Annotated in this window: 1 protein-coding gene and 1 pseudogene; one reads left to right on the top strand and one right to left on the bottom strand. The window is 54.5% G+C overall.

What is annotated here, in order from left to right; all coding sequences use genetic code 11:
• Window positions 1-357, top strand: a pseudogene (locus NW819_RS12835) (ABC transporter substrate-binding protein); the annotation flags it as partial.
• On the opposite strand, the gene NW819_RS12830 reads toward NW819_RS12835, so the two are convergent.
• Entirely contained in the window at window positions 354-887 is a 534-nt protein-coding gene (locus NW819_RS12830) for a phycobilisome rod-core linker polypeptide (protein ID WP_414344058.1), read from the bottom strand. The pseudogene NW819_RS12835 and the gene NW819_RS12830 sit on opposite strands and share 4 nt — an antisense overlap.
• Window positions 888-1628: the final 741 nt, after the last annotated feature.

Genomic DNA, 1628 nt, shown 5'->3' with positions numbered 1-1628 from the left:
ACCACCCTGGAGACCACCCGCCCCTTTGCCGAACAGCACCCGGAGCAGGTACGAAAATTTGTAGCTGCCTCCATCCAGGGCTGGCAGAGCTACCTAGAGGATCCCCGCCCCGGCAATCGCCTCATCCGCCAAGACAACCCCAACATGAGCGAGGCCCTCCTGGCCTACGCCCACCAAGCCCTAAAAGACTACGGCCTTCTCACCAGTGGAGATGCCGCCACGCTGGGGATCGGCGCCATGACCCACCAGCGCTGGCAAACCTACTTTCAGGAGATGGTGGCCCTGGGGATCGGCGCAGCGGGTCTGGAGGTTCGCCAAGCCTATACCCTCGACTTCCTCCCCGGCCCCACTGCCTAAGGGATCCCCACTTCCATCGCCGCCAAACTGTGCAAAAGCGGGGATCCCTGCATCCCCAGCTCATGGCGCCGGTGCATTTGGTTTGTCAGCAAGTAGGCCAAAGGTGGGTGGCCGCTCAGCCGTTGGCGGGGGTGGGGCAGATGGTCGTTGCCGAACTGGTGGCGGTACTCCTCCGAGTCGATAAAGGCATTGACCATGGCCTGCAAGCCCTGGTGCACCAAAATGTCGTGGTAGGCGGCCACCTCCTCCTTGCTGGCCGGGGCCCGTCCCAAAAAGTGCTTGAAGCCCTGCTCTACACAGCGGGTGTTGCAGCCGGCACTGAAAAAGAGTTGCCGGTAGAGCCGGGACCCCCCAATCTGGCGAACCAAGCGCTTAATCCCGATCCGCCCCCGCAAGAAGTCCTGCTCGATTTTCTCCAGTTCTCCCGCTTTCTCGTGCTGGTAGGGCTGGCGTTCCAAAAGCTGTTGGTAGGCAGCCCGCAACAGGTTTTGCAACGTTTGCGGATCCTGCCGGCGCTGGCGCGATTCCATAACCCTAGCTCCCAATCGACGAAGCCAACAAAAACAGAAAAGATCGATTTACAGACAAAATGGGGGACTACTTTAAAGAAATTATGAAGGGAATAGCAAATGGCTCGATACGCTTTTACGGCAAACTTCAGCACATCCTTCTGTAACAAAATTGCCAATAAAAGACCGTGAAGGTTCTACTTAAGATTTACCTTGCCGACAGAACGACCGGGGGAGATCTGCGATAAATATTTACGAAAGGATTGTCATTTTCTCCAATTTACGTGATTTCACTTTGTAACTTTCTAGCCGATAAAAAAATTCCGTGTTTATTCGTAGTTAAGTATTATGACACTTCCATCCAGAATAACCTGCTCCAGATCCAGAATATAAGTTAAGTAAAGAATGCAGCCTCTCCCAGGGTCACAGGTGCAGGGCTCATCATTTGAAGTGCTCTGGTGAAGTGCTCTGGTTTGATTGACTGGGGACTCAGGTGTTGCTGTAGACCTGCAAGGGGGTTGCAGGGGAAGGGATCAATCAATTTTTGTGATTGGTTTGCGTTGCTTATGCAGTAGATCCTGCCCGCCGGGGTTTTTTGTCTGCCCTTAATGTGGATCCCGTCTATGGTTAAACAAATCCGGCTAGAGCCTTTATCTCGTGTCTCGGAGGTCGATACCTACAGCAATCTGCTGTCGGCCATTTTGTCGGAGGAGCTGCAGGTTTCGCGGGAATGTAACGGTCGCGGCCTCTGCGCCACCTGTC

The organism is Synechococcus sp. R8-2 (assembly GCF_047461715.1).
Lineage (GTDB): Bacteria > Cyanobacteriota > Cyanobacteriia > Thermostichales > Thermostichaceae > Thermostichus.
The sequence above is the reverse complement of the archived record's forward strand: the minus strand, read 5'-3'. Positions and strand labels throughout refer to the sequence as shown.

What these genes read in the sequence shown, in the direction of transcription:
- NW819_RS12830 (WP_414344058.1), bottom strand. Translation starts at nt 887, where the DNA reads ATGGAATCGCGCCAGCGCCGGCAGGATCCGCAAACGTTGCAAAACCTG.